At 62.5% G+C, this 22,966-nt stretch carries 20 protein-coding genes; 6 read left to right on the forward strand and 14 right to left on the reverse strand.

Annotation, left to right across the window (positions count from 1 at the left end; all coding sequences use genetic code 11):
* The first annotated feature begins 328 nt into the window (after positions 1-328).
* Positions 329-637, forward strand: coding sequence for a hypothetical protein (locus GN300_RS29965; protein WP_306669658.1), 309 nt, complete (start codon positions 329-331; stop codon positions 635-637).
* 18 nt (positions 638-655) lie between these two features.
* Here the strand turns inward: GN300_RS29965 and GN300_RS02070 are convergent, their stop codons facing one another.
* The 7 genes from GN300_RS02070 to GN300_RS02100 form a co-directional block, all read right to left on the reverse strand.
* Positions 656-1,330 (reverse strand): pyridoxal 5'-phosphate synthase, encoded by a 675-nt coding sequence (locus GN300_RS02070; protein WP_058226047.1) that lies wholly within the window; start codon positions 1,328-1,330, stop codon positions 656-658.
* Positions 1,331-1,355: 25 nt separating this feature from the next.
* Complete coding sequence (locus tag GN300_RS02075) at positions 1,356-1,856, reverse strand: nuclear transport factor 2 family protein (protein ID WP_003946235.1); 501 nt, start codon at positions 1,854-1,856, stop codon at positions 1,356-1,358.
* A gap of 97 nt (positions 1,857-1,953) precedes the next feature.
* Complete coding sequence (locus GN300_RS02080; protein WP_063316786.1) at positions 1,954-2,595, reverse strand: TetR/AcrR family transcriptional regulator; 642 nt, start codon at positions 2,593-2,595, stop codon at positions 1,954-1,956.
* A 21-nt stretch (positions 2,596-2,616) separates the two neighbouring features.
* A complete protein-coding gene (locus GN300_RS02085) occupies positions 2,617-4,353 on the reverse strand; it encodes an ABC transporter ATP-binding protein (protein ID WP_063316785.1) in 1,737 nt (578 codons plus the stop codon).
* A complete protein-coding gene (locus GN300_RS02090; RefSeq protein ID WP_233405560.1) occupies positions 4,350-6,275 on the reverse strand; it encodes an ABC transporter ATP-binding protein in 1,926 nt (641 codons plus the stop codon). Before GN300_RS02090 ends, GN300_RS02085 begins: the two co-directional genes overlap by 4 nt.
* Positions 6,272-7,264 carry an ABC transporter substrate-binding protein gene (locus GN300_RS02095; protein WP_063316783.1) on the reverse strand — a complete coding sequence of 331 codons (993 nt, stop codon included), beginning with the start codon at positions 7,262-7,264 and terminating at the stop codon, positions 6,272-6,274. The genes GN300_RS02090 and GN300_RS02095 overlap by 4 nt, the downstream gene beginning before the upstream one ends.
* A 55-nt stretch (positions 7,265-7,319) precedes the next feature.
* Entirely contained in the window at positions 7,320-8,702 is a 1,383-nt protein-coding gene (locus GN300_RS02100; RefSeq protein WP_063316861.1) for an MFS transporter, read from the reverse strand.
* An 84-nt stretch (positions 8,703-8,786) separates the two neighbouring features.
* On the opposite strand from GN300_RS02100, the gene GN300_RS02105 reads away from it, so the two are divergent.
* Positions 8,787-9,425, forward strand: coding sequence for a TetR/AcrR family transcriptional regulator (locus GN300_RS02105; protein WP_030536301.1), 639 nt, complete (start codon positions 8,787-8,789; stop codon positions 9,423-9,425).
* Positions 9,426-9,496: 71 nt separating this feature from the next.
* Entirely contained in the window at positions 9,497-10,471 is a 975-nt protein-coding gene (locus GN300_RS02110; RefSeq protein ID WP_063316782.1) for an ABC transporter substrate-binding protein, read from the forward strand.
* 1 nt (position 10,472) lies between these two features.
* Here the strand turns inward: GN300_RS02110 and GN300_RS02115 are convergent, their stop codons facing one another.
* Genes GN300_RS02115 through GN300_RS02135 form a run of 5 tightly spaced genes read right to left on the reverse strand, consistent with a single transcriptional unit; the run spans position 10,473 to position 15,442 of the window.
* Positions 10,473-11,513 (reverse strand): ABC transporter substrate-binding protein, encoded by a 1,041-nt coding sequence (locus tag GN300_RS02115; protein WP_050654511.1) that lies wholly within the window; start codon positions 11,511-11,513, stop codon positions 10,473-10,475.
* Positions 11,510-12,361 carry an ABC transporter ATP-binding protein gene (locus GN300_RS02120; RefSeq protein ID WP_042449225.1) on the reverse strand — a complete coding sequence of 284 codons (852 nt, stop codon included), beginning with the start codon at positions 12,359-12,361 and terminating at the stop codon, positions 11,510-11,512. The genes GN300_RS02115 and GN300_RS02120 overlap by 4 nt, the downstream gene beginning before the upstream one ends.
* 23 nt (positions 12,362-12,384) lie before the next feature.
* Positions 12,385-13,434 (reverse strand): iron-enterobactin ABC transporter permease, encoded by a 1,050-nt coding sequence (gene fepG / locus GN300_RS02125; protein WP_003946259.1) that lies wholly within the window; start codon positions 13,432-13,434, stop codon positions 12,385-12,387.
* Positions 13,431-14,558 (reverse strand): Fe(3+)-siderophore ABC transporter permease, encoded by a 1,128-nt coding sequence (locus tag GN300_RS02130; protein WP_003946222.1) that lies wholly within the window; start codon positions 14,556-14,558, stop codon positions 13,431-13,433. The genes fepG and GN300_RS02130 overlap by 4 nt, the downstream gene beginning before the upstream one ends.
* Positions 14,555-15,442 carry a siderophore-interacting protein gene (locus tag GN300_RS02135; protein WP_003946220.1) on the reverse strand — a complete coding sequence of 296 codons (888 nt, stop codon included), beginning with the start codon at positions 15,440-15,442 and terminating at the stop codon, positions 14,555-14,557. The genes GN300_RS02130 and GN300_RS02135 overlap by 4 nt, the downstream gene beginning before the upstream one ends.
* 257 nt (positions 15,443-15,699) lie before the next feature.
* On the opposite strand from GN300_RS02135, the gene GN300_RS02140 reads away from it, so the two are divergent.
* Together GN300_RS02140 and GN300_RS02145 are read left to right on the forward strand one after the other, a co-directional pair.
* Positions 15,700-17,358, forward strand: coding sequence for an ABC transporter ATP-binding protein (locus GN300_RS02140; protein WP_233405561.1), 1,659 nt, complete (start codon positions 15,700-15,702; stop codon positions 17,356-17,358).
* Positions 17,355-19,112, forward strand: a complete 1,758-nt coding sequence (locus tag GN300_RS02145; RefSeq protein WP_063316780.1) for an ABC transporter ATP-binding protein — start codon at positions 17,355-17,357, stop codon at positions 19,110-19,112. The genes GN300_RS02140 and GN300_RS02145 overlap by 4 nt, the downstream gene beginning before the upstream one ends.
* Positions 19,113-19,155: 43 nt before the next feature.
* Here the strand turns inward: GN300_RS02145 and GN300_RS02150 are convergent, their stop codons facing one another.
* Positions 19,156-19,980 (reverse strand): AraC family transcriptional regulator, encoded by an 825-nt coding sequence (locus GN300_RS02150; protein WP_063316779.1) that lies wholly within the window; start codon positions 19,978-19,980, stop codon positions 19,156-19,158.
* A gap of 139 nt (positions 19,981-20,119) precedes the next feature.
* Between GN300_RS02150 and GN300_RS02155 the strand changes: the two genes are divergently transcribed.
* Positions 20,120-21,610 carry an acetyl-CoA acetyltransferase gene (locus tag GN300_RS02155; protein ID WP_058037027.1) on the forward strand — a complete coding sequence of 497 codons (1,491 nt, stop codon included), beginning with the start codon at positions 20,120-20,122 and terminating at the stop codon, positions 21,608-21,610.
* A gap of 80 nt (positions 21,611-21,690) precedes the next feature.
* Here the strand turns inward: GN300_RS02155 and GN300_RS02160 are convergent, their stop codons facing one another.
* Positions 21,691-22,929, reverse strand: a complete 1,239-nt coding sequence (locus GN300_RS02160; protein WP_063316778.1) for an HNH endonuclease signature motif containing protein — start codon at positions 22,927-22,929, stop codon at positions 21,691-21,693.
* Positions 22,930-22,966 lie beyond the last annotated feature (37 nt).

Here is a 22,966-nt window from a genome sequence, read left to right on the forward strand (position 1 = left end):
GTCGATTAAGCAAACCGGCGGTCTGTTTACGGGCATCAGGAGCGAAACAATGGAAGACAAGAATTCTCACGGAATAGCGGGCCCCAACGGTTCCGGCAACGGATCGAGAGTCAATAGTTCCGCAAGTAATGGTTCTGCAAGCAATGGTTCTGCAAGCAATGGTTCTGCAAGCAATGGTTCTGGGAGCAACCTTTCCACGGGTAACGGTTCCAGCAGTGCCACCGCCACAGCGGATTTTCTGTCGACCGCACCCAAGCAATCCGATGCATTCACGTTTCCGCTTCCTGCCCGAACCACGGCCGCACACAGCAGCGGAGAGGACCTTTCAGTGCCAGCTTCAACACGCGAATCATCGAGGACGCTCGAAACTCGAAGTCGTACCGTCGTACGTCGCGACGCGATGGGCGTAGCCGCCGTTCGAGTGGCCGGTCGACTCACCCACACCGAACTCATCGCAAATCAGGCCTCACCCTCGAGCGCACATTCCTCCGATCCCACGACGGATCTGGACGAGTTGCTCACGATGCTCGGCAGCTACCTGTTGTCCTCGGGGTTCGAACATCCCGAAATCCACGCCAAGCTGGGCGGACAGTCGATCGTCGTCAACCTCGTATCGCCGGAGATCAGCGCGAGCTGATCTGGGCCCAGCTGCCCCTTAGGGCCACAGCACTGCTCGTGTCCATGCTCGGTCCGAGCCGCGCCGGTACAACCACCGCTGATGTCGACGCCCGGAGTCTGCCTGCCAGAACTCGACAGACTCCGGCTCGAGGCACCACGCACGCCAGTCCTTCGACACGAACCCTGGGTCGTCGCTGATTCTTGCTTCCGCAGCGGCCACCGACGCGTCGTACGCCCCTAAGTCTTCGAGCACCTCGCTCTGCTTACTTGCCGTCGCCACCGCTCGCGCGGTGACGGAGCGTTCGACGAAGTCTCGGCGTCGAAGTGCGTCGTCGCCCTCGCGAACCGTTCCGCGAATCCGGATCTGTTGACCCGTCTCGCGCCAGTAGAAGGCGAGCGATGCTCGCGGATTTTCTTTCAGCTCAACACCTTTCGGCGAAGCAGCTGAACCAGAGAACCAGAACCCACCCTCGGTCACGTCCTTGAGGATGAGGAAGCGAGAATCAGGCATACCGTCGCCGTCCACGGTCGAGAGCGCACACACGTGTGGCTCGACGACGCCGAAGGCCACGGCCGCACGGAGCCAGTCGAGGAACAACTCCCCCGGCTTTTCCGGAAAACACTCGGGCGCGGGCGGCGGAGTTCCGGTCAGCGCGGGGATACCGCGAATCCACGTCCGTACGTCAGGCAGCGAAAAATCTGCATCAACCATGAGCCGACTCTAATCGCGGGCGACCTCAGGAGACGTTGCGAACGACCGAGTCGCCGAACGACGGTTGCTGCAGCAGCGCCCACTTGTTGGACGTCAATCGGAAACTCGGCATGTCGGCGAGCGCCACCACCGATTCCCAGGTCCGCTCGTAGCTCGTGTGGGAGATTCGCCATTCACCGTCGCTGCAGCGGGTGTATCTGTCGTGATAGAAGGCCGATCCGCGAAGCAGCATGCCGTCTTCGGGGATTACCACTGTGTCCGCGAGGCACCAGATCCCGGTTGCGGTGTCTCCGTCGACGTCGATCTCGGGTTGCCCGCACTGATGTTCGGTGATGATGTGTGATCCGAGAGTGTTCTCGAGGAAGGAGACGAACGAATCTCGGGAATCGAAACTGAGTTGTTCTCCGTAGATCGCGGTGGCGTCGACGGTCAGAGTGTCGGCGAATTCGACCCACGATTTGGTGTCCAAGGCGCGTGCGTATCGGTACTTGAGTCTTTGGATGAGAACAATCGCTTCGAGATCCATGATCCCCGCCTCCCGGTGCAGCAACCACCCGTCCTATGTGTGCACATTAGCCTGTATCACGCCGAAACGGGCATTACTCTCAAAGCTAGTAGAAATGTCAGCCGATAACACGCTTTTCCAGGCCGTCGAGCATGATCGTGATCTTCTCGTCCAACCAACCTCGCCCGTGCCACGTCGATTCGTCGCCGATTCCCTCGATCAACGACTCCGATGCATTCCAACTTTCCTGATACGCCTCTCGCGCGGAACGTGAATCGGCGGAGCTGACGGTCTTGTCCATCGCCGCCATCATTGCGAACTGCGTCATCGTCACCTCGGAGATGAAGTCCACCGCCAATATCGCATCGTGGGGTGTGAAGCCTTGCGCAGTCAACGAACCGACCAGTTTCTCCACGATCTCGATTATCGCCGGCGGCGTGCCCGGAACTGCGAGCCCGACCTGGGCCAGACCTGGATAGCGCTCGAACGAGGACCACAGAACGTCGCAGAAATCCTTCAGGAATTCGCGCCACGGACGATTCGTATCGGGCCATACAGTCTGACGCACAACATGATCCGAGCAGGCACGCAGCAGCGCTTCGCGGTCTGCGAAGTAGCGATAAAGTGCAGAATGACTGACGCCCAGCCGCTTTGCCACGCTCGGCATGGTCAGTTCACTCAGATCACCGGCCAGGGCGGCCTCGACGATGTCCACTGTCGACAACGTCGGCGGCCGCCCCGTCTTCTTTCCGGTCTGCATTCTGCTCAGCTTGCCACCTGCTCAGCCCGCTACCAACCGCCATCCCGACGCACGGTGGCGCTGGTTCCAGAACGCGGCGTAGTTCCCACCGGCTGCGAGCAGAACTTCGTGGGTTCCCACTTCGACGATCGATCCGTCGTCACCGAGCACGATGATCTGATCTGCGGCCACGACGGTCGACAGTTTGTGAGCGATCACGAGCAGTGTGCTTTCCCTGGCGAGTTCTTGCATCGCACGCTGCACGTGTGCCTCGTTCTCGGGATCGAGCGCGGCCGTCGCCTCGTCGAGCAGAACGACAGGTGCGCGTTTGAGGAGTGCGCGCGCAATGGAGACCCGCTGCCGCTCTCCACCGGACAGTGCCGTCCCGCCCTCACCGACACGGGTGTCCCAACCCCGCGGAAGCCGCTCGACGATTTCCGCGACGCCCGCGATCCGAGCCACGTCGAAGACTTCCTCGTCCGTGGCTTCGGGGCGGCCGAGGCGGATGTTCGCGATCAACGTGTCGTCGAAGAGGTACACGTCCTGGAAGACCAGAGACAGCTGCGACATCAGGTCGGCACTCGTGAGGTCCCGCACGTCGACGCCGCCGACACGCACCACACCGGAGTCGACGTCGTAGAAGCGCGAGATCAACCGGGTGACGGTGGTTTTGCCGGACCCTGACGGACCGACCAACGCCGTCAACGACTTCCGTGGCACGTCGAAGGAGATGTTTCGCAGAACCTGCCCACCGTCCGCGTATCCGAAGTCGACGGCGTCGAACTGCACTGCCGTCTCCCCCGTCGCCGTCCCGCTGGTATCGGGTTCGACCATTGGTTCAACTTCGAGGATCTCGGACATTCGCCGGATTTCATTGCGTGCCATTCTGATTGCACCGCCGAACTCGCCGATCTCACCCAGCGGCTGGATGAACCGTGCGGTCAGTCCGAGTAGCGCGATCAACGTGACCGGATCGATGTCGCCGCCGAGCGCGAGGAACGCGCCCAAGATGATCACGGCAGAGAACACGAATTGCAGGGCGATCCCGTTGACCACGGACCCGATCACCACGAACCACAGTTGTGAACGACCCGCAGTGTGTTGCGCTTCGATCGCGTCGTCGAGCGGTTCGTACACCCCGTGGGTGCGTCCGAAAGCACGCAGGACCGGTTGGCAACGCGCGTATTCGAGCACTCGATTGTTCGATTCGACGGCTGCGGCATGTGCCCGATCGTCGGCCTTGGCAGTCATCGTCGAGGCAAATCTGGCTGCCGCGAACAGAATCGGAACGCTGATTACCAGCGCCAACCCGAGCCGCCAGTCGAAGAACAACATGCACACGACAATGGTTGCCGGGCTGGCAATTCCGGAGATGATCGGTGTCATCAGGTGCGCAGCGGCCCCCATCACCGAGATGGTGCCCTTGCTGGCAACCTGCGATACCTGCCCGAGTCGGCCGGCGCCGAACCAGCCGAGCGGCAGAGTGACGAGATGATCTCCCAGGCGCAGATGCATCGTCCGCAGCAGAGTGAGGGCCGACTCGAAACCCTTCATCGCCTGCAGGTAGTGCGCAATCGAACTGATCACAGCGCATACGGCCATGGCGGCGAGCCACCGAACGAAACTGCCCCAATTCTGATCGAACAGTGCCTGCACCGCAGGGACCAGAAGCGCCACTGCCAAACCCTGCATCACGCCGTACAACACTGCCCACACCAGGAACTCGCGATAACGGCCCTGATTCTGCGGGCCGAGTATCCGGAAGAGGTCGCGAATCATGAGTTGGCCTTTCCTGCTGCGTCAGACTTACCTGCGGTGTTGCGTTCAATCGAGTCGGCCCGACTGTGCTCAATCGAGTCGGCCCGACTGTGTTCAATCGAGTCGGCCCGACTGTGACTCGCCCACATCCGGGCATAGGTTGAACCACTCGCCACAAGCTGATCGTGCGTGCCCTTCTCCACGATCCGTCCGGCGTCGAGGACCACGATCTGATCGACACTCACGATCGAAGCCAATCGGTGCGCGATCACCAGCACGGTGCGGCCGACCGTCAAGCGCGACAACGCCTCCTGGATATCGGCTTCGGACTCCGGATCGGCGAACGCGGTTGCCTCGTCGAGCACGAGAACAGGAGTGTCCGCGAGAATCGCACGCGCAATGGAGACTCTTTGGGCTTCACCACCCGAGAATCTGGCGTCGACCCCGACCACGGAGTCGTACCCTCTCGGGAGCGCTTCGATTCGGGTGTCGATCTGCGCGGCTGCGGCAGCGGCCTTCACCTCGGCCGAAGTCGCCTGCGGTCGGGCAAGCCGAATGTTGTCGAGCACGGTCGCTTCGACCAGCTGCACGTCCTGCAGGACGAATCCGACGTGGCGGTACAGCTCGTCGGTAGCGACTTCCCTGACGTCGACACCACCGATGGCCACGGATCCGGCACGCACGTCGTGGAACCTCGGAACCAGCGTTGCCAGCGTCGACTTACCCGAACCCGAAGGTCCGACCAACGCCGTCACCGTGCCCTCCGGCAGCGTCAGATCGATGTCGGACAGGACGTCGGCGCCGTCGTCGTATGCAAAGGAGACTCCGGAGAATCGAACTTCGTTCCCCACAGGCTTTTTCGGATGATCGGTTTCCGGCAGAGCGTCGGTTGCGAACAGCGCAATCAGTCGCGCCGCAGCGGCGGCTGCCTCACGGCGAGCCTGCATACCGAAACCGATGGTCGTCACCGACACCGGAATCACCATCGCGACAAGAGAACTGGTCAGCACATCGACGGGTGACACCCATCCGGAGCGAACGAACCACGAGCCGAGGCCAAGGTTGACCACCAGCACAACCGGTGCGCTCAACGCAATCGAGGCCAGCGCCTCGGTCCGGAGCATCGGGCGAACCCAGCCCTCGTACGAGACGGCAAACGCCTTGGCAGCGTCGCGGTATCGAGAATGTGACTGCTTGTCCTGACCGAAGGTCTTGACCACTGCGATGCCGGTGACGAACTCGACGATGGTGTTGCTGATGGCCGCGATGCCCTCATTCATCCGGCTCATCTTGACGGCCATGTCCTTGGTCATCATCGCGTAGGCGATCATGTAGATCGGGAGGGTGGCAATCGCGACCAGTCCCAGACGCCAGTCGATCGAGATCACGTAGCCGAGCCCGACGAGCGGCACCGCAATGGCGCCGGTGGTCTCGACGGCGCTGTGCGCAACCAGGTAGTGGAGATCGGAGATGTCGTTCTGCGCGGCTTTTCGCACGGTTCCGGACGAGTGGGAGGTGAACCAGCCCAGTGGAAGTCGACCGAGTGTCGCTGCGATTCGACGCCGAAGCACAGCTTGAAGATTGACATCGGCGAAGTGCGTCACGATCAATGCACCGCCTCCGAAGAACGCACGCATACCCAGACCGAAGACGACCACCCACACGATCGTCCAGACGCGAGACGAGTCGATGTCGCCGCCCACGATCAGCGTCTTACCCAACTCGGCGATGGCCACGTACGGCACGATGGCCGCGACCGCGGCGATCACCTGCATCACCATCGCGATGGTGGTCCGTGTACGAACTGGCGCAAGGAGTTCGCGAAGCGCGCTCTTGTGCGCCGCCGCTTCAGCTTTGGCTTGCGAGGCTTCGGCCGCCGCTCCTTGTGATACGTCGGCCTCCTCAGATGAAATGTCTGCTTTCGTAGCCTCTGTCGTCGTCATTTCGAGAACGCCTTCCATCGGGTAACTGCGTCGGCGTCGGATGCGATGCGGCCTTGGAGTTCCGCGCCGGTGAGAGTGCGATCGGCAAGAGCCTCGAGGTCTTCGAGGATCCAGTAGACCGCGAAAGGATAACTGCCGAACCAAAGTTCACCGCTCACGTCCACTGTGCGTCCGGCCTTCACTGCGGAGATCTCGTTGAACAGTGGATTTGCGTGAACTAGAGCGCCGTCGTAGATGTTGCCCGAGGTCACCACCATCGCGTCCGCCGCGTGCTGTCCGACCTCCTCGCCTGACACCGAAGACGTGGCAACACCTGTGTTGGGGCCGATCTTCGCGTCGAGTTCGGCTTGCGGGCGCCCGAAACCGGCTTCCTCGATGATCGAGGACATCGGCGACTGTGGGATGACGGTGTACATGCCGCCGGAGAATCCCACCAGCACTGACAGCGTCTGCGGTTGCGCCTCGACCGTTCCGGATACTTCGGCAAATTTGGTCTCGAGCCTCGACACGATTTCGCGAGCTTCGGACTCTCGACCCAGTGCCGTCGCCGCGGTATTCAGAACTTCGCGCCACGGCGCCGCATAGGCGAGCACCGTCGCCGGGGCAATCTCGTTGGCCTGCAAGGTGATCGACGTCAACGAGCCGACATCACTGAGCAGGATTCGGTCAGGATGAACGGCCGCGATCTGCTCCACATCTGGTGATTGGAAGAACGTCGGTTTGTCGACGACCTCGATCCCCTCACTCTGCAATATCTCCTTCGCCGCCTGCGACTGCAGCGTGGCGAAGACCGTATCGGGCTTGACCCCGAGCGTGAGTGCGTTGAGCGCTGCGAACTCGTCCAGTGCGAGCAGTTTCTGAGGTGCAGGTACGGCCGACGACTCGCCTGTTTCCGATGCGTCTGCGTCATCGCCGCCCACGGAGCAACCGACAAGCGCCGTTGCTGTCGCTGCGAGTGCCGTTGCTCGCAGGCCCCACTGCTGCCGCATCCTTCTCTCCCCGCTTTAGTTACACGCTGTCTCGATTAGGGGAGCCTACAATAAGTCACGCCTTTTGTGCAGTCCTCGTCGCTGGAAGTGCAATCGCCGGCAGACAGGCGACAACACTGATGACGGCACCCATCACGAACGCCAGCGCGAACGAGTCGCCGGAAATGCCGATCGCCAGGACCGCTGTGGTCACCGGGGCGCCCACCGCCGAACCGACGGTTCTGATCACACTGTTGACTCCACTGGCTGCTGCCATTTCCGATGGCGGGACGATCGAGGCAACCAACAGAGCACAGACCGCGAACCCCACGCCGTTCCCCAATCCGACGAGGGAAAAGAACGCCACGATCGCAACCACCGAACTCGGCCAGATCGCGAGTCCGACTGCGCCCGCCGCCATGAGGGCCAGCGCTATGACAGCGGGCACCCGCGGCCCGAATCGCCGCGCGAGAGCCGGCGTCAAGCGGCCACCGAGAAAGACGAGGACAGCGGCGGGCAAGAGCGCCAAGCCGGTCTGCACAACGGTGAATCCGCTTCCATACGTGGACGTTTCCGGCGCCTGGAGGATCCGCGGCAGACAGAGATAGAAAATGTACGGCACGAACCCGAACACCAGGGTGAGTGCGCTGGTGATCATCATCGGCTTGTCCCGAAAAACTCGCATGTCGACGATCGGCGCGTCGTGGCGGGAATCGACGGCAATCAGTGTCGCGAACGAAACGAACGCGACTACCACCAGACCCCAGAATCCGAGCGACAAAACTCCCCAGTCGGAGGCTTTCGTGATCGCCAACAGCAGGCTCACCAATCCGAACGCCAGAGCGCCGGCACCGGCCCAGTCCGTCGGCATACCCGGGCGGCGATGCGAGCCCGGAACCACGGCCACCACTGCGACCAATGCGAGCACGATCAAGATCCCGGTGATCACGAACAACCACTGCCAACTGAGATACTCGAGGATGACACCGCCGATCACCAGTGCACTTCCGGCACCGATTCCCAAAGTCCCAGCGAGCCAACCTATCCCTGAAGACAACTCGGGACCTACTACCGTTCTCCGCAGTACTGCCATCGCAAGCGGGAAGCTCGCCATGCTCACTCCCTGGACAGCTCGAACGACAAGCAGCACCCCGATATTCGGGGCGGCTGCCGCGGCAAATGTCGCGAGAGCGAAGATGATCAGGACGATCACCAGGACTCGCTTGTCGCCGAATCGGTCACCCATCGCGCCGACTATCGGAGCCATCACCGCGGCCGCCAACAGGTACGCCGTCAGGATCCAGCCGGTCACCGCCACGGACGTGTCCAAATGCTCACCCAACACCGGCAACGCCGGTACCAGCATGGTCTGCATGAGCGAGTAGACGAGTACCGCCCCCGCAAGCGCGGCGATCACCCGGCTCCCGGATCGCGTGGGCGCCTCCGCCAAGGTTGTCATCGACACCTTCCTCCAATCATGAATCGAATCGGAACGGAACACTCCGTTCCGATTGAGTAAACCATGCATTGCTAGCCTGTGGGAATGGCGAAAGAGAATGCGAGCCTCCCCGGACGCGCCCGAGAAGCCGCAGACAACGACGTCACCGTACTGCGAGCAGCGCGCGAGATTTTTGCCGAACAGGGTTGGAATGCACCGGTATCGGCAATTGCCACCCGGGCCGGAGTGGGAGTAGGCAGCATCTATCGCCGATACCGAGGCAAGGAGGAACTGGCGCAATCCCTGCGCGTCTGGGCGATCGACCACCTCGCCACCCTCGCCCGAGAGTGCATGAGCACCGCGAAAACCGATGAAGCCGTATTGAAGACGTTCTTCTCGCGATATCTCACCGAATCAGTGGGACCGCTCATTCCGGTCCTCGGCGGCAAGTTACCTGAACACGCCGAAGTCACTCGTGCCGCCGAAGAATTGGAGGCCGCACTGCAATCGATGGTTGACGTCTGCATCGACGCTCGCGAAGTCCCGCCCGACTTCACTGCTGCTGACGTCATGCTCATGACAGTGCATCTGCGGCCGACTCTGCCGATCGAGGGTGATCGAGCCACCGAAATACACACGCGCTATCTCGACTTCATGCTCGACGGACTTCGTGGCGGAACACCTCGACCAACGATCACTCCCCCGTCCTGGAGCGAATGGCTTCAGATGTGGCAGGGCAACTGACCCCGAGAACACCCGAATGACATGTCAGGTTAGGCTTACCTAGCTTATTTCGCCATGTTCGGAAGGTTCTCATGAAAATCAATCGCCGGCTCGCCGGCTTCGCCGCACTACCCGCCGTCGCCACGCTCCTACTCGCCGGTTGCGGAAGTAGCGACGCAGCGCCCTCTACCGAGACCAGGTCTGCCGACCAGTCCTGGAGTTACACAACGGGATACGGAAACACGATCACCCTCGACCACGCCCCGGAGCGGATCGTCGTCGACGCGTACTCCGCTGCGGCTCTGTGGGACTACGGCATTCGGCCGGTCGGCATCTTCGGTTACGGCGTCGGCAATCCAGACGTCACCGATCGCGCTGACGAGTCGACGATGACCGTCGTCGGCCGTGAAGGTGAACTCAGCGCGGAAGCTCTTGCGGCGCTGGACCCAGACCTGGTCATCGGGTACGGCAACAGCGACGACCCGACACGATGGACTTGGTGGGACGAGCCGATGGGCAAGACCGTCAACAATGTTGCACCGTTTGTCGGCGTCAAGTTCTCCGGAGCCTCGACACCGGACGTGTTGAACGAGTACGCCTCACTCGCCGAAGCACTCGGCGGGAACACCGACACAGCCGCAGCACGCGAGGGCAAGGAAGCATTCGAATCCGGTGCAGAGCGCATCCGAACTGCTGCGGCCAAGGTCGACGACATCGAAGTCCTCGCCCTGAACGGTGACAGCTCCGAGTTGTACTCAGGCACAACGGCGCTCGCTCAGTTCGGTTACCTGAAGGAACTGGGCGTGAAGTTCACCGGTCCGGGAGGTGACAAGGGCTGGGCCGATCTCAGCTGGGAACAGGTACCGGACTATCCGGCGGACATCGTGTTCCAGTTCGCGAAGTCGGCAGAGGCATTCGCGGCATCACCCGTGTTCGTCAAGCTGCCCGCGGTGACCGCGAACCAGGTGATCGACTTCGACGACAAGCGTCCCAACACCTACGCCAATTACGGCGCCTGGTTCGAGCAGGTTGCACAACTACTCGACCAGGCCCGCAACGTCGCCTGAATTACTGCCCAGTAGTGATTCGTCCGGCCGCTTCCTCGAGAACGTCGAGGAAGATGGCCGCGGTGAGCGCAAATCCTTGGTTGTATCGCGCGTCGCTGGTCAACACGTTGCCCGCTTGAACTGCAGGCAACCGCTGCCACGTAGGCTGCGACTTGATCGCGTCGAGCGCTTCCTGATCGCGTGCTTGGGCGATGATCACATCCGCCGGAGCCAAGGTGTCGAGTTGCTCGAACGACAACTCGAACGAGTTCTCTGCATTGTCGTCGTCACGGAAAAGCACGTCCAGGCCGGCATCGAGTGCAACACTGATTCGCAGATTCCGCTGATGCACAAGGAAGCCCGTCGGCGTCTGAACGCCGAACACGATCTTCTTTCCGCCCAGCTTCTCCTGCAACATCGGTCGCAGTCTCGCGAGCTTGTCGTCGTACTCCGCAATGGAAGCCTCGGCGATCGTCACCCGGTCGAGCTGGCTCGCCTGCGCCATCAGAGCACCTCGCCAGTCGACCGGGTGCCCGGCAATCGGTTCGACGTCGTCGCCGACGACCAACAGCGGCGCGATGGAAGACAAGCGCTCGGTGCCGTACCAGTCACTGGTGTATCCGATCGCAGTGATGACGATCAGATCGGGCTCGAGAGCGAGCAGAGCCTCGAAGTTGGTGGAGAAGTCGCCGGCGACGTTGACGAAGCTCGCGTCCTCGATGGTGCGGCCGGGAAACTGGAATCCTGCCTTGGCGTCGGGGAACCAGAAGTTGCCCGATCCGACGATCGGGTAGTCCATCATCATCGCGAATTCGAGGTCGACGCGGCCGTCGAGCACCACCACACGCTTCGGGTCGCGCGGAACGTCGCCGCTGAACTCGGCCCACGTGTACGGGAGAGTGTCACTGGCAGAGTCGGATTCGCCATCGGAGCTTCCGCAGGCGCTCAGCGCCAATGCTGCAGCCACACCAGCTGCGCCACCGAAGAATCGGCGTCGCGAAATGCGGTCGACGATCTGAGCCCACTCCGTGTCGGTAACCTGCGCATCCAGGACGAGTGTCATACCTTTGCTCCTTCGATGTTTCGCTGACGCTCGCGTCCCAGCGGAATGACCAGCGGTGTGTGGGAAACCGGATCGTCGATGATGCGGCACGCCATGCCGAACACCTCCTGCACCAGTTCTTCGGTGATGATCTCCGCGGGCGGGCCCTCGGCGACCACCGCGCCGTCCTTCATCGCGATGATGTGAGTTCCGTAGCGGCACGCGTGATTGAGATCGTGAAGCACCGCCACCAGCGTGTGTCCGTCGTTCTCGTTCAGATCGCGGCAGAGTTCCAGCAGCTCGATCTGGTGCGCGATGTCGAGGAACGTCGTCGGCTCGTCCAGTAGCACCAACGGAGTCTGCTGCGCGAGAACCATAGCTACCCAGACACGTTGGCGCTGACCACCGGACAGTTCGTCGACCGGCCTGGCCGACAGATCCGTGACCTTGGTTGCTTCCATCGCCTTGATGACGGCGGCCTCGTCCTCTCGGGACCACTGGCGGATCAGCTTCTGGTGCGGATAACGCCCTCGCGCAACCAGATCGGCGACTTTGATTCCGTCCGGCGCGATCGACGTCTGCGGCAGAAGCCCGAGTCGCCTCGCAACTTCCTTTGCCGGGTACGACGTGATCGTCTTACCGTCGAGAAGGACCTTGCCGGTGGTTGGCTTGAGCAACCGGGACAGCGCACGCAGAAGCGTCGACTTGCCGCAGGCATTGGGACCGACGATGACGGTGAAGCCACCGTCGGGGATTTCGACGTCGAGGTGTTCCGAGATGACGCGCTTGTCGTAACCGATCGTGACGTCCTCGGCGCGAAGCCGATTCGTCCTTTCGACCACGACGGCGGCCGTACTTGTCTCGTTCACGCTGTTCCTCGTTCCTTCACCGATCACTGCTTACGTGCCTCTCGCGCGAGAAGCCATACGAAATAGATGCCACCGATGGAGACGGTGACGACGCCGACCGGCAACTGTGTCGGCGCGAAAGCTCGCTGCGCCACCCAGTCGCTGACCATCAGCAACGCGCCACCCATTGCTGCCGACGGCAGCAGGGTCACTCCGGCACTACCGGTCAATCGCCTCACCAACTGCGGAGCCGCCAGCGAGACGAACCCGATGGGACCGGCCGCTGCTGTCACCATGGCCGTCAGGGCGACGCCGAGAACAACCAGGGAAAGCCGCGTGGGTTCGGCCCGGACGCCGAGCGCCTTGGCGGCGTCGTCGCCCATCTCGAGCATCTGCATCCGCCTGCCCAACACCAGGATCAGCGGAACGAGGATGGCCAGCACGACGACCACCGGCCACACCTGAGTCCAGCCGAGTCCGTTCAACGAACCGGCACCCCACACTGCGGCAGCCATGGCGTCGTCAAGTTTCGCCTTGAGGATCATCCAGGTGTTGACCGAGCCCAACATCGCGCTGATGGCGATACCGACGATGATCAATCGGAATCCCTGCACACCTCGCTTGTACGCAAGGAGATAAACAACTGCTGCGGTGGCGATTCCGCCCACCAGAGCACCGACTGCGATCTCGTAGTAAGTACCACCGATGAGGAGGATGACCACCAGAGCGCCCGTGTACGCACCGGAGTTGAAGCCGATGATGTCCGGGCTACCCAACGGGTTCCTGGTCAGCGATTGGAAGATCGCACCGCTCATACCGAGCGCCGCACCGAGCATCAGCGCCAACAGAACTCGGGGCAGACGCCATTCCACGACGACCATGTGGATACGCGCGGGGGCTTCGCCGAACAGTGCACCGAGGACGTCCCCGATCGGCACTTGGTAGTCACCACTACCGAGCGCGATGACACCGATGGCCAATGCAAGCGCAACGAGGACGAGGCAGACTGTGACCGTGCGGACGTCGATCCGCGCTGACCAGCCTTCTTTGGGTGAGCGCACCACCGTGGTGGCGCGCCCGAAATCGATGCTCACAGACCGCTCACCTTGCTTCGACGCACCAGCATGATCAGCACCGGAGCGCCGATGAAGGCCGTGACGATGCCGACCTGAAGTTCACCCGGGCGCAGCACGATTCGGCCGACGACGTCGGAGAAGAGAAGAAGAATCGGCGAGCACACCAACGTGTACGGGAGAATCCATCGCTGATCCGGTCCGACGAACCATCTCGCGACGTGCGGAACCATCAAACCGACGAATCCGATCGGCCCGGCCGCAGCTGTCGCCGCGCCGCACAGCAATGTCACCGCGATGACACCGAGGATGCGAGTACGAGTGATGTTGGCACCGAGCGAACGTGCCAGATCGTCACCCAGGGCCACCGCGTTGAGTTGGCGCGCCAACGCGAGCGCCAGGAAGAGCCCGATGAGAATGAACGGTGCGACGGCGAGAACGATTTCCAACGAACGCCCGCTGAGTGAGCCGGCATTCCACTGGCGCATCTGGTCGAAGGCGGTCGGGTTGAGCAAGGTGATCCCGGACGAGATGCCGCCGAGCACGGAGCCGATGGCAACACCGGCAAGCGTCAGCCGAATGGGCGTCGCACCACCTCGACCGATCGAGCCCAGCGTGTAGACGATCGCCGTGGCTATCACCGCTCCGAGGAAAGCGAACCAGATGTACGACCAGATGCTGGTCAAGCCGAAGACCGCGACGGCAACGACCATCGCGAAGCCCGCGCCGGCATTGACACCGAGAATTCCTGGATCAGCCAAGGGATTTCGTGTCATCGCCTGGATGAGGCCACCGGCCACACCCAGTGCCATACCGACTATCAGACCGAGCAGAGTACGAGGTAGCCGCAGATCACGGATGATCACGTGATCATTGGAATCGTCGTAGTTCACCAGCGCGTCGATCACGGTGCCGAACGGAATTGTCTTCGATCCCACCGCGATACTCAGCAGGAGCACGGCGGCGAGCACCACCAGGCACACCAGAAGACCCGCCATACGACGAGAGTTGGTCGATACCAGCCCGTCCGGTTGCTTCTGCTTCTCGTGCAGCGACTCGTCGATCAGTTCTTCGGTGTGTTTGTCGACTGCGCTCTTGTCCGCCGCACCGCTGTCGACAGCACTCTTGTCGAATCCAACGGTCACAAGCCGGCGCTCTCTAGAGTCTTCTCGACCTCGTCGCGGATCTCTTCCTCGTCGCGGTCCGATTCCCAGGCCGCATCGAGTGCCGCGCGGACACTTTCGTCGAGGGCCTCGTACTTCGCGTTCCACACCTCGGCTTTGTACGTCCAGTAGCCGATGACCTTGTACTGCTCACCCGGCAACTTCAGTTCGTGGCGAAGGTACTTGCGGATGTCACGGAGCATCGTGCTCTCGCCTGCAACCCACACGTATCCGAGTTCGGTGGGCAGGTTCATCGCGCGAACCGCGTCCGGCAACTTCGACGGTGCAACACCGTTGCCACTGCCGACCAGCCAGATGAACTCGACGTCGGCCGACGAGGTGATCTGTTGCTTGTGAGACTCGTCCACCACCTCGACGATCGCCTTGGCCGACATCCCGGCGGGCAACTGTTCGATCAAGCGCCCGAGTGCGGGGAGTCCAGTCGCGTCGGCGACGAACACCTGCCAGCGTGCGTCGGCCGGGGGCTCGTAGAGGCCACGAGACTCGCCGATCGCCAACTTGTCACCGATCTCGGCCTTCTGTGCCCAGTCGCTGGCGATACCACCCTCGTGAACGACGAAGTCGATCGTCATGCGGCTGGTTTCGGAATCGAACCGTCGCACGGTGTACGGCTGGCACGGGGACGGTTCCTCTCCCTCCGGGTATCGCCAACCGCGCGGTGCATCCGGATCTTCCGCCGGAAGAACGAACTTGCCTGTAGCCGGGACCGGGAAGTGGAGGCGCAGGTATTCGTCACCGGTACCGGTGGTTTCGAAGGCGGTCAGCTCCTCCCCACCGAACACGATACGAACCATTCCCGGGGTCACGTACTCCTTGTGAAGTACCTCGCCGAACACAAGACTCACAACAATCTCCAACATCGATGGAACATGAACCGGACCCGAACACGAGGATCTATCCGACTTCCGGACATAGTTAACCCGTGCTAAGTAAGGTAGACCTTAATTTATTGCAGTGTCGTCGATGAGTCGATGCCTTCTCCGCTGCAACGGGGCCAACTACTATCGCAATTCGGCCAACGCAATACGTATGGCCTGTTCACGACAAGTATTGGCACCGGTGTGACTTCTGACTACCGCCCACGATCCCTAGCGTGGACCCAGTGCCTTCGACACCACTTCTTTCGGCCGAGACAAACGGTCCCCCAACCAGCCCGGCGATCACGCCGCGTCAGGTAATCACACGCGCGATCGCTTCCGAAGGTCGCGGAGCCAAGCTGGCGGCCGCGTCCGTCGGCTTCACCGGCCACCAGGTCGCGGAAGCGTTGGTGCCGGTGGTGATCGGTGCAGTGATCGACCGTGCTGTGGCGACCAGCGATGCCGCAGCGCTCGGAAACTGGATCCTCGTTCTCGGAATTCTCTTCACCGGCTTGTTGCTCAGTTGGCGCTTCGCGGCGCGCATCTCCGATTCCGTCACCGAGCACGGAGCACGTCGCTTGCGGATGGACATCGCGCGCCGAGGCCTCGATCCGCACGGCATGTCGCCGCGGCGTATGCCGGGCGAGGTCTACTCGATTGCAACATCCGACGCGGGTTCGGTGGCCGGATTCACGCACACGCTGAGCACCAAACTTGCGGCCGCCTGCGGAGTGCTGACCGCCGCGATTTCGCTACTGGTGATCTCGGTGCCACTCGGCCTGCTCGTCATCCTCGGCACTCCCCCGGTGCTGGCTCTCATGCAGGTGGTCAGTCGGCCGCTCGAACGCCGAGCCGAAACCGATCAATGGCAGGGCGCCAAGGCCGGCGCGCTAGCCGCAGATCTACTCTCCGGACTCCGAATCCTTTCCGGAATCGGCGCCGGAGATGCTGCAGCGCAGCGGTATCGGGGAGCCAGCCGGACTTCGTTGGAAGCAACCCTTCGCGCACAGAGATACCAAGCGATGTACTCCGCCGCCAATGTTGCGATCGCCGGCGCTTTCCTCGCCGTCATCGCGTACGTGGGCGGACGGATGGCAGCGTCCGGGAGCATCTCGGTCGGTGAATTCGTTGCCGTGGTTGGTCTGGCACAGTTCCTTCGGGGTCCGTTGATCGACATCATCTACTTCGGCGCCGGTCTGGCACGGGCGCGTGCTTCCGCCAACCGCGTCGCAGCACTTCTCGGGACCGGCGAGGCTGTCACTCCCGCGGGTGAACCTGTGTCCCTGAATCACTCCGAGTTCCTGACGCTGCGCGACGTCGTGTTGGCCGGAGCGTCACCAGTCGATCTCGACGTCAAACGCGGCGAGATCATCGGCATCGTCACCGAGAATGCCGCATGGGCGGATGCGTTGGTCGACGCACTGGCGCGTCGAATCGAGCCTTCGAGCGGAACAATTCATCTCGGCGACAACGCCATTCACGAGCTGCACATCGACGAACTTCGCACTCACGTTCTGGCAGCACCGCACGACGCGGCACTGTTCATCGGCACAGTCGTCGACAACATCGACGCCCTCGCACCGATCGGCAGCCGCAACGACGAGGCCATCGCCGCTGCTGCGGCAGATCAAGTGATCTCGGCACTGCCGCTCGGCCTCGCAACCCGAGTCACCGAGCAAGGGAATTCTTTGTCCGGCGGTCAGCGTCAGCGCATCGCGTTGGCGAGGGCACTGGCGAGCGAAGCTCCCGTCCTGGTCCTGCACGATCCCACCACTGCCGTCGACTCCGTCACCGAAGCGCGCATTGCTCGCGGGATCGCCGAGGTACGCGGGGCGCACGCCACAATACTTCTGACCAGCAGCCCCGTGCTGCTCGATATCTGCGATCGGGTGATCGAGCTGTGAACGAACTACTCCCCACCGCAACACCGAAACAAGCGCGGCGCGCGGCACTTCGGTTGATGGGACCCCACCGGATTTCCGCGATCGCAGCAGTCGTCACCCTGACCGCCGCGACCGCGATCGGTCTGCTCACACCGCTGGTCCTCGGCGCCATGGTCGACGCCGTGACCGACGCAGACGGCGACGCTGTCTCTCGCATCGGCACACTGACTCTCGCGTTGGTCGGTATCGCGGTTGCCTCATCCCTTCTCGTCGGAGTGAGCAACTACCTGCTCGCCGGCGTCGGCGAGCGCGTTGTCGCCGACCTTCGCGAAGAAGTCGTCGTCCGGGTTCTCGACCTTCCGCAGAGCGACGTCGAACGCGCCGGGCGCGGAGATCTCGTCTCCCGCATCACCGGTGACGTGCGGTTGGTGACCCGGGCCGTATCCGAAGCACTTCCGGTTTTTGCCACCGCGGCACTGACCATCGTGTTGACGCTGATTGGCTTGGGTAGCCTCGATTGGAGATTCGCCGTCGCCGCGGTGATCGCGGCACCCATCCAGATCCAGGCGCTGCGCTGGTACCTCTCGAGGTCGGCACCGGTCTACCGCGAGGAGCGGGAGGCAGAAGGTGCACGTGCGCAACAGCTCCTGGACTCGCTGAGCAACTCCGACACCGTCGGATCGCTTCGCCTGGCCGAGTCGCATCTCGAACAGATCGAATCCCGATCGATGACGGCCGTCCGGCTGAGCTTGTTGACCACGCGTCTACGCACCAGGTTCTTCGGCCGGCTCAACATCGCGGAGTTCATCGGTCTGTCCGCCGTGCTGATCACTGGCTTCTGGCTGGTGAAAGACGGGCAGATCAGCATCGGTGCCGCCACAGCCGCAGCCCTGTTCTTCCACCGCCTCTTCGATCCGGTGGGCGCAGTTCTCAGCGTGTTCGACGAATTGCAGGAAGGCACAATCGCGTTGGCTCGCCTGGTCGGAGTCACGCTTGCGCCCGTGCCATCTGCACCGACCGATCCGCAGGAACCTGTCGACAGCTCAGCTTCTTTGGAACGCGTCACATTCTCGTACCGAAGCGGCGACGCTCCTGTTCTGCGAGACATCGACATCACCATTCCGGCAGGAACCGTCACCGCACTGGTGGGCGCTACCGGAGCCGGAAAATCTACAGTCGCAAAGCTGATCGCGGGAACCTACGAACCGACCGAAGGCGTCGTGAAGATCGGGACGGTGCCCCGGAACGAACTGCCACCGTCGACATCTCGGAGCGCGGTGGCCCTCGTGACTCAGGAGGTCCACGTCTTCGCCGGCACGTTGGCCGAGGATCTGCGGCTGGCCGACCCGTCGGCAACCGACAACGACATCACCGCGGCGCTCGATACCGTAGGCGCGTCGGATTGGCTGCGGGCTCTCCCGGACGGACTCGAAACCGTGGTCGGAGACGGTGGACACCGGCTGACCGCAACACAGGCCCAACAACTTGCGTTGGCAAGAATCGAACTACTGGATCCGCCGCTGCTGATTCTCGACGAGGCGACCGCCGAAGCGGGCAGCGCCGGAGCCAGGGTCCTCGACGATGCCGCTCTCGCTCTGACCCGGGGTCGCACTGCTGTCACAGTGGCACACCGACTCTCACAGGCCGTCGACGCCGATCAGATCCTGGTGATGGACCACGGCCGCGTCGTCGAGCACGGCTCTCACGACGAGTTGGTCAACCTCGGGGGTCGGTACGCGGAGCTGTGGGAAGCGTGGTCCGCTCCGCGGAGTTGACCGCGACGGTTGCACCGAGCACTTCCGCCCGGTGCAACCCAACTCATGCGTGCAGAAGGTACGGCACCGATTCGGGCGCCACACTCCGCTTGTTCATCATGCTGCCGGGTGTGCGGCCGGTGACCCGGCGGAACACCGCGACAAAGGCACTCGGAGTTTCGTATCCGACCCGCCTACTGACAACCGAAACCGGCACTCCAGCAGCTAAATACGTCAATGCTGCGCGGACACGTACCTGAATTCGCCACTGCGCAAAAGTCATTCCAGTGCCCTGCGCGAACACACGCGTCAGCGTACGGACGCTACCGCCAGCCGTCAGCGCCCATTCGGACAGCGACCGCTGGTCTGCCGGATTGGCGACCAACGCTTCGGCGACGAACAACGCTCGCGGATCGGTCGGCATCGGAACCTCCACCGCAGCAACTTCGAGCGGCTGCAACATGTCGAAGGCCACCCGCTCGGCGCGACTGCGCGCCTCGTCGGGCATGTTCCGCCGATGCATGTGCAGGAGTACCTCACGCAGGAGAGCGCTGACACCGAACAAGCCCGGAACACCCGACGGCGCCTCGTGAGCCTCGGGCCGGAAGTAGGTGCAGAAGAACTCCGTACCCGGACCGGCCTTCACGGCATGCAACGCCCCGGCAGGCAGCCACAGTCCGGCCGAAGGCGGCACCTCCCAAGTGATGCCGTCAGCGACAACCGTGAGCATTCCACCGGAGTTTCCCCAGATCAGCTCATGTTCAGGATGACGATGCGGGGCCCACTGCCGCTGATGAGAGAGCTTCAGAGTCACCGTTGTCATCGAGTAGGGGTGATCGATGGAACGCGGCCCCACGGGCACCGAAATTCTCTCTGCCACAGCTGTCATGAAGACGAGTATAGGACTTTCGTTAGGCATACCTAAATAGGAACCCGAAAATCGTTGACTGTGACCCCAGAGTTACACATACCAGGGTCCCCGATATCGTGACTGCAACTCCCGGCTACGGGTCGGCAACGAGAGGTACATGATGGTTGACGCATCACGAATCCCGGTCATCGTCGGCGTCGGCGATCTGCGCTGGAATCCTGCCGACGGGCACCGCGAACCCCTCGATCTGATTCACGACGCCACCGTCGCCGCGTTGAACGACAGTGGCCACGCTGAACTGGGAACACAGATCGATTCCGTGTTCGCGATCAAGACAGTCAGCTGGTCGTACGACGATCTCCCCGGGCTGCTTGCCTCACGATTAGGCGCGACCCCCACGGTCACCTCTACCTCGCCGATCGGTGGCCACTGGCCCGCGGCGCTCCTCGATCGGATCGGCGCGGCCATCGCTCGCGGTGAATCCTCGGCTGCTCTGCTCGTGGGCGGCGAATCGCACGCCAGCAGCACCGCGCTGCGAAAGTCCGGAGTCGCCCCCGACTCGATCGGGTGGACAGCCGCGCCCGGTGGGCCTCCCGGATTCGATCCGACCGACCTGGGAAGCCCCGAAATGCAGCGCGCCGGTTTCATCGTGCCGACTCGTGTCTACCCGCTCTTCGAGAACTGTTTCAGTGCTGCCGAGGGCCACGACGCCCGTGAATCGCTCGACTGGTCCGCGCGGATGTACGCCGCGTTCTCGGAACTGGCTTCGAAGAATCCCGCCTCCTGGACGTCGGAGATCCGATCGGCAGACGAGATCGGCACCGTCGGCCCCGGCAATCGGATGGTCTCCGAGCCGTACCCGCTGATGCTCAACGCCATGCCTTTCGTCAATCAGGCTGCGGCCGTTGTCGTCTGCTCGTTGTCGACGGCCCGCGAGTTCGGGATCGATGAAAACAAGCTGGTGTACCTCTGGGGCGGCGCAGGTGCGAGTGATCCGTTGGACATACTCAGCCGCAACAGCTTCGACAGCTCGGCCGCGATGCATGACGCCGTACATCGCACACTCGACGGTGCCGGAGTCGGCGCCGACGCACTCGACATCGTCGATGCCTACAGCTGCTTCCCGATCGTGCCCAAGCTGTTGATCCGCGAACTCGGACTTCCCGATACCGCGATCCCAAGCGTCACCGGAGGACACTCGTTCTTCGGTGGACCGCTCAACAGCTACACCCTGCATTCCGTCGCTGAAGTCACCAGGCGAATTCGCGACGGCGCGAACCTTGCCCTCGTCCACGGCAACGGTGGATTCCTCACCTACCAGCACTGCGTACTGCTGTCGTCCGCCGCTCACGCTGGCGGGTACGTCGGTGATCCCGACGCACGCGCGCTAACTGCGGAGGTTCCGGAACTGATCACTGATTACACGGGCACGGCGGAAATAGTTACGGCCTCTGTCGAATACGGCCGCACCGGGGAGCCTGAGATCGGGTTCGTGATCGCGGCAACGCCGGACGGCGGCCGCGTCGCCGGTCACACCGGTCCCGAGAATGCCGCCGAACTGACCCAGCTTCGCGGCGACAACCCTCCGTCGATCGGGCGAACTGTTCACATCAGCGACGAGAACGGGCGACTCACGCTCACGTTCTGACAGTAGCGTTCTGACAGTAGACAGCCGTCAGCACCGGGGCATGGTTGTGCCCCGGTGCTCACGTCTTCAGTTGTCGCGATTCACGCCGCGGTGGGTGGGCTGTTCCCGCCGATCGGCTGCTGATACGGATCAACAGACATCGGCGGATAGAACACCGATTTGCGATCCGGCCCGATCTCCACCCGCCATTCGGTGTGGTGCATCGTCCGATGATGATGACCGCACAACAAGATCAGATTGTCGAGATCCGTTGGGCCACCATCGTTCCAGTGAACAATATGATGGGCATCGCACCACCCCGACGGTGTCCCGCATCCCGGAAACGCACACCCACCATCACGAACCGCCAACGCCCGCCGCTGGGGTAGCGTCGCGGTCCTTGCTTCTTTGCCGCAGTCGAGCGGAACACCGTTCTCGTCCAACAAAATCCGGGTGACCGTGCAGTCGCACGCCAGCATCCGGGCAGTATCGATACTGATCGGACCTACCCAATCCGCCCACGCGAAACCCAGTTCCTGAGTCGACGGCAGTAGATCCTTCAATGCTTTGAGGTCGGTCATGTCTTTTGCACTGGCGGTGACTGTGATGTGCGGTTTCACTCCGCCTTCGATCGGACCCAGCCCCGCCCGCTCGTACCGCCGCAACAATTCGCAGAACCCATCCGCCCGTCGTAATGCCGGCGTGCGGGCGTCCTTGACGCCGTCTTTCTCCGGCGTCGGCGCCGACAGGCTCGACAGCAACGTGATCAGACGTGCCCCGTTCACAGCATCCAGGTCGCCCTTCACGGTCACCCGCCCGTACAAGCCTTTCGAGGCGTAGAACTCGTTACGCTCCGAATCCTCACCCACCGGAACGCCGTCTTCGCGTTTGCCGTACTGCTTCTCGATCCGCCGGATCGCTGCCCGCACTGCATCACAATCGGCGATGTTCTTCGACGCCAGGCCAAGCAGGATCCCGCGAGCCTTGTCCACATCCGCCAGGGTCATGTTCTTGGGTGGATGCTGACAAAACGACGCCACCTGCCGCGCCTTCAACGCATCCACGTCACCACGGTGAAACGCATCCGCGACAACAGGTTCGAGCATCAGCAACCGCGCCAACCCGACCAGCAGACTGCACTCACCGATCTCCAGATTCGTCGACCCATGCAACCACTGCGCGATCGCCCGAAAACCCTTCCCACCGAGAACCTCCCGGGAAAACATCTCCACGATCAGCAACACCATCCGCGACTGCAACTCGTGTCGGGCGCGCACCAGATCCAGAACCTCACTCTTGAGGTCCTCGCCATCCAGCTGCCACGCTTCCCGACTGTCCATGCTCAAAGTTTAATCGAACATACTTTCGATAACCAGA

The organism is Rhodococcus sp. Ni2 (assembly GCF_021352185.1).
Classification (GTDB): Bacteria; Actinomycetota; Actinomycetes; order Mycobacteriales; family Mycobacteriaceae; genus Rhodococcus_F; species Rhodococcus_F qingshengii.

Bases quoted from the DNA above. Each gene is read 5' to 3' on its own strand.
- GN300_RS02110 (WP_063316782.1), top strand. From the start codon at position 9,497: ATGAAAATCAATCGCCGGCTCGCCGGCTTCGCCGCACTACCCGCCGTC.
- GN300_RS02095 (WP_063316783.1), bottom strand. From the start codon at position 7,264: ATGCGGCAGCAGTGGGGCCTGCGAGCAACGGCACTCGCAGCGACAGCA.
- GN300_RS02100 (WP_063316861.1), bottom strand. From the start codon at position 8,702: ATGACAACCTTGGCGGAGGCGCCCACGCGATCCGGGAGCCGGGTGATC.
- GN300_RS02155 (WP_058037027.1), top strand. From the start codon at position 20,120: ATGATGGTTGACGCATCACGAATCCCGGTCATCGTCGGCGTCGGCGAT.
- GN300_RS02090 (WP_233405560.1), bottom strand. From the start codon at position 6,275: ATGACGACGACAGAGGCTACGAAAGCAGACATTTCATCTGAGGAGGCC.
- GN300_RS02070 (WP_058226047.1), bottom strand. From the start codon at position 1,330: ATGGTTGATGCAGATTTTTCGCTGCCTGACGTACGGACGTGGATTCGC.
- GN300_RS02160 (WP_063316778.1), bottom strand. From the start codon at position 22,929: ATGGACAGTCGGGAAGCGTGGCAGCTGGATGGCGAGGACCTCAAGAGT.
- GN300_RS02075 (WP_003946235.1), bottom strand. From the start codon at position 1,856: ATGGATCTCGAAGCGATTGTTCTCATCCAAAGACTCAAGTACCGATAC.
- GN300_RS02105 (WP_030536301.1), top strand. From the start codon at position 8,787: ATGGCGAAAGAGAATGCGAGCCTCCCCGGACGCGCCCGAGAAGCCGCA.
- GN300_RS02150 (WP_063316779.1), bottom strand. From the start codon at position 19,980: ATGACAGCTGTGGCAGAGAGAATTTCGGTGCCCGTGGGGCCGCGTTCC.
- GN300_RS02085 (WP_063316785.1), bottom strand. From the start codon at position 4,353: ATGATTCGCGACCTCTTCCGGATACTCGGCCCGCAGAATCAGGGCCGT.
- GN300_RS02115 (WP_050654511.1), bottom strand. From the start codon at position 11,513: ATGACACTCGTCCTGGATGCGCAGGTTACCGACACGGAGTGGGCTCAG.
- GN300_RS02080 (WP_063316786.1), bottom strand. From the start codon at position 2,595: ATGCAGACCGGAAAGAAGACGGGGCGGCCGCCGACGTTGTCGACAGTG.